The organism is Actinoalloteichus spitiensis RMV-1378 (genome assembly GCF_000239155.1).
In the GTDB taxonomy this organism is placed as follows: Bacteria; Actinomycetota; Actinomycetes; order Mycobacteriales; family Pseudonocardiaceae; genus Actinoalloteichus_B; species Actinoalloteichus_B spitiensis.
Map to the genome: position 1 here is coordinate 1 of NZ_AGVX02000495.1, position 3,660 is coordinate 3,660.

Genomic DNA, 3,660 nt, shown 5'->3' on the forward strand with positions numbered 1-3,660 from the left:
GCCCGCTGCCGGCTGGCCGCCGCCTACCACCTCGGCGACCGCACCGACGACGCCGTGGAGCTGTTGGCGGAGGCGGTCGAGCGGGCGGAACGGTTCGGGGACCGCGCGGTGCTGGCCGGGGTGGTCGTGCAGCACGCGCGGTTCGCCAGCCAGGCCGGTCTGGACGCGCGGACCCGGCTGCTGCCGCTGTGGGAACGGGCCTTGGAGGAGGTGGAGGCGTTCCCGCCCTCCACGCTGCTGCGCCGGGTGCAGTTCGGGCTGGCCTCGCTGCGGGCGAACCTCGGGGAGCTGCCCGGTGCCTACGGCCTGTTCGCGGAGGCGGCTCGCACCGAGGAGTCGGGGTTGCGGTTCGCGGCCCTGCACCGCAGGGCGCAGGTGGCGTTGAACCTGGGTCGGTCGCTGGAAGCGCAGGAGCAGCTGACCGATCTCGTCGTGGACCTGGAGGCGGACGGGCAGGTGGAGCGGGCGGCCTACGTGCGGCTCGACCTGGCCGACGCCTGCCTGCGGATCGAACTGCCGGACGAGGCGGCGGAGGTCACCGAGGAGGCGCTGCCCGCGCTGGAGCGGCTTGGTGACGTCGACGAGCTGTACCGGGGGCGGTTCCTGCTCGCGCAGTCCTACCGGGCGCTGGGGCACGTCGAGCAGGCGCTCGCCCTCTACGACGAGCTCGTGGAGTACTGCGAACGGGAGGAGAACCCGGCCGGAGTGGCGCAGATGCACTGCCACGTGGCCGACGTGCTGGACGAGCAGGACCGTGACGCCGAGGCGGCGGAGCGCTACCTGCGGGCCGCGGCGGCCTGCCGGCAGGCCGAGCGGCTGGTGGAGGAGTTGGAGCACCTCAGGAAGGCGGCGTTGTCCTGGCACTGGGCGGGGGAGGGCGACCAGGCGAGGGAGGTGCTGTCCGACGCGGACGCGTTGGCCGCGCGGCTGCCCGCCGGTGATCCGGCGGTGGGTTGGCAGCGGGCGCGCCTGTCCTACGACGCGGCCCGGATCCTCGCCGCCCTGGGTCAGTTGGACGACGGGTTGCCCAGGGCCTCGGCGGCGGCCGCCGGTTTCCGGGCCCTGGACGGCAGGGTGGAGGCGGCGGTCGCCGATGTCTTGCGCGGGCGGATGTTGATCGACCTGGACCGGCGTGGCGAGGCCGAGGTGGTGTTGACCCACGCGCTGGACGAGTTGCCCGAGGGCGCCGACCGCTACCGGGAGCGGGTGGAGGAGCTGCTGGCGGAGTTGCGGGGGTGACCGGGGTTCACCCGGCAGTGCGGGGCTCCGGGGCCGCGGTCGCGGTGGCGGTCCCGGAGCGGTGGCGTCAGCCCTGGGCCAGGGCCTGGCGGACGTAGGCGGTGACCGCGATCTTGGCTTGTTCCAGGATGGCGGGGTCGCCGTCCTGGTTCTCCCGGAAGGCGAGCCGCAGCAGGTGGTCGCCGATCTCCACGCCGACCCGGCAGATGAGGGCGACCAGCTCGGGGCGGTGCGCCGCCTCGGGTTGTTCGGCCAGCACGACCCGCAGCCGTTCGGCGACCCGACTGCTGTTGTCCCGGTCCATGGCGGCCAGTCGGCCGTCGAGGTGTCCGCCCAGCCAGAGCACCCGGTACCCGGGTTCGGTGCGGTACAGGCTGGCGTAGCCGTCGACGAGTTCGGAGACCGCCTGGTCCAGGCTCATGGTCTGGTGTTCCACCGATTCGGAGATGTCGTCGGTGATGTCGAGGAACCGGTCGAGGTAGCCCGCGACGAGGGCGTCGATGATGCTCTCCCGGTCGCGGAAGAGGTGGTAGAGGGAGCTGACCGGTATTCCGGCGGCGGCGGCGACCCTGCTGGTGGTGACGGCGGCGTAGCCCTCACCGACCAGCAGTCCCTCCGCCGCGGCGAGGATGCGGCGTGCTCGTTCCTGGGTGCGTGCCTGCGCTGGTCGGCGTCGATAGCCGGGGATGGCTGTGCTCACGTGCTGCCCTCGCCTTTCCGTCCTGCCGGTCCGGGGCCGGGGTCGGGGTCCGCGAACCGCCTCCTCCCGGTCCGCCCGCCCCGGCGATGATTCGGTCCATGATCGCGTTCGCCACTCCCGGTGCCGCGCCGGCCACCCACCGCAGTCCCCTGGTCCGCCAGTCCGGGATGATGACCGGCTGTCCTCGTTGGGTGCCGGCGAGGACGGATTCGGCGACCCGGGCCGCGCTCAACGGCTGGATCGTCCCGGAGAGGGCGCGCAGCTCGGGGGGCTTGAGCGGTGTTTCCCGGGCGAGCATCGGGGTGTCGACGTCGGGCGGGTAGACGGCGCTGACGCGGACCCCGACCGGGCGGAGTTCCTGGCGCAGCACCTCCGTGAGTCCCCGCACGGCGAACTTGCTGGGCGAGTACGCGCCGTAGCCGAACACCCCGAGGATGCCCGCGACGGACACCACGCAGGTGAGGGTGCCGTGCCGGGCGGCGGTCATCGCGGGTGCCACGGCCCGCACGGCGTGCAGGGTGCCGAAGTAGTTGACCTCCATGATGGAGCGGAACGTGTCGTCGGACAGGTGGTGGAAGTAGCCGGGTTCGGTGATGCCGGCGCAGGTGAACAGGGATCGGCACGGGCCGTGCCGCTCGGCCAGGCCGGTGAGGGTGGCGCGGGTGGCGTCGGGGTCGGTGACGTCGAGCGCGCGGGTGGTCAGGCGTGGGGTGGTCGCGGTGCGGTGGGCCAGCCGGTCGAGGTGTTCGTCGTCCAGGGCGACGGCGCTGACCCGGGCGCCGAGGTCGAGGAGCCGGTTGACCAGGGCCAGTCCGATCCCGCTCGACCCGCCGGTCACCACGGCGTGGCGTCCCGCCCAGAACGCGGGGGTGGGCCGCCGGCGCGGCGGCCAGGGTCGGGAGGTGGTCGCGGCCGCCGGGTGTGTGCGGCGGGGTGGGTTCTCCGGTGTCACCGGCATGGCACGGACCTCCGGGAAGGGCTTGACCGCGTGCTGATCTTGGGAGTATAACTCGAATTCAATTCGAGTTCTGCTTTCTTCTCGGGGTTGGTGATGACCGCCAGGAAACGGCCGTCGGGTTCCGGTGGTCCCTCGTCGACATCGGACCGGTATCTCGTCATCGGCGCGGGCCCGGCCGGCCTCGCGCTCGCCGCCGAGTTCCGGCGCCGGTCCATTTCCTTCGACCTCGTCGACCGGCATCACGCGATGGGCGGATTGTGGGACCGGGGCAATCCGGGGACGCCCCTCTACGATTCCGCGCATTTCATCAGCTCCCGCACGATGTCCGGCTTCGCGGGATTCCCGATGCCGGCGCACTACCCGGACTACCCGGGCCACCGCCTGGTCCTGGACTACCTGCGGGAGTTCGCCGCGCACCACGACGTCGGCGAGCACTTCACCGGGGGGCGGGCGGTGGTCTCCGCCCGACCGGAGCCCTCCGGCGGCTGGGCGGTGACCTTCTCCGACGGGGGCTCCCACCGGTACGCCGGCCTCGTGGTGGCCACCGGGCGGCAGTGGACACCCCGGTCGCCCGAGTGGCCCGGCTCCTTCGACGGGGAGCTGATCCACGCCAGGGACTACGACGGGCCCGAACAGCTGCGGGGGCGTCGGGTGCTGGTCGTCGGCGGGGGGAACTCGGGAGTGGACATCGCCTGCGACGCGGCGACGGCGGCGGCGGAGACCCGGTTGAGCCTGCGGCGCGGCTACCACGTCATCCCGAAGT

General features: G+C 73.1%; 4 protein-coding genes. 2 read left to right on the forward strand and 2 right to left on the reverse strand.

From position 1 onward, the window contains the following. Nucleotides 1-1,239, forward strand: a 1,239-nt coding sequence (locus ACTIDRAF_RS0220155) for an ATP-binding protein (RefSeq protein WP_016700526.1), incomplete at its 5' end; no start/stop codon positions are given. 67 nt (nt 1,240-1,306) lie between these two features. Here the strand turns inward: ACTIDRAF_RS0220155 and ACTIDRAF_RS0220160 are convergent. Both ACTIDRAF_RS0220160 and ACTIDRAF_RS32155 read right to left on the reverse strand, forming a co-directional pair. After that, on the reverse strand, nt 1,307-1,939 hold the full coding sequence (locus tag ACTIDRAF_RS0220160) for a TetR/AcrR family transcriptional regulator (protein WP_016700527.1): 633 nt from the start codon (nt 1,937-1,939) through the stop codon (nt 1,307-1,309). Beyond that, complete coding sequence (locus ACTIDRAF_RS32155; protein WP_016700528.1) at nt 1,836-2,897, reverse strand: SDR family oxidoreductase; 1,062 nt, start codon at nt 2,895-2,897, stop codon at nt 1,836-1,838. Before ACTIDRAF_RS32155 ends, ACTIDRAF_RS0220160 begins: the two co-directional genes overlap by 104 nt. A gap of 93 nt (nt 2,898-2,990) precedes the next feature. Between ACTIDRAF_RS32155 and ACTIDRAF_RS33970 the strand changes: the two genes are divergently transcribed. Then, nucleotides 2,991-3,660, forward strand: a 670-nt coding sequence (locus ACTIDRAF_RS33970; protein WP_016700529.1) for a flavin-containing monooxygenase, incomplete at its 3' end; no start/stop codon positions are given.

Coding starts and splice junctions, on each gene's coding strand:
- ACTIDRAF_RS32155 (WP_016700528.1), bottom strand. CDS start 2,897: ATGCCGGTGACACCGGAGAACCCACCCCGCCGCACACACCCGGCGGCC.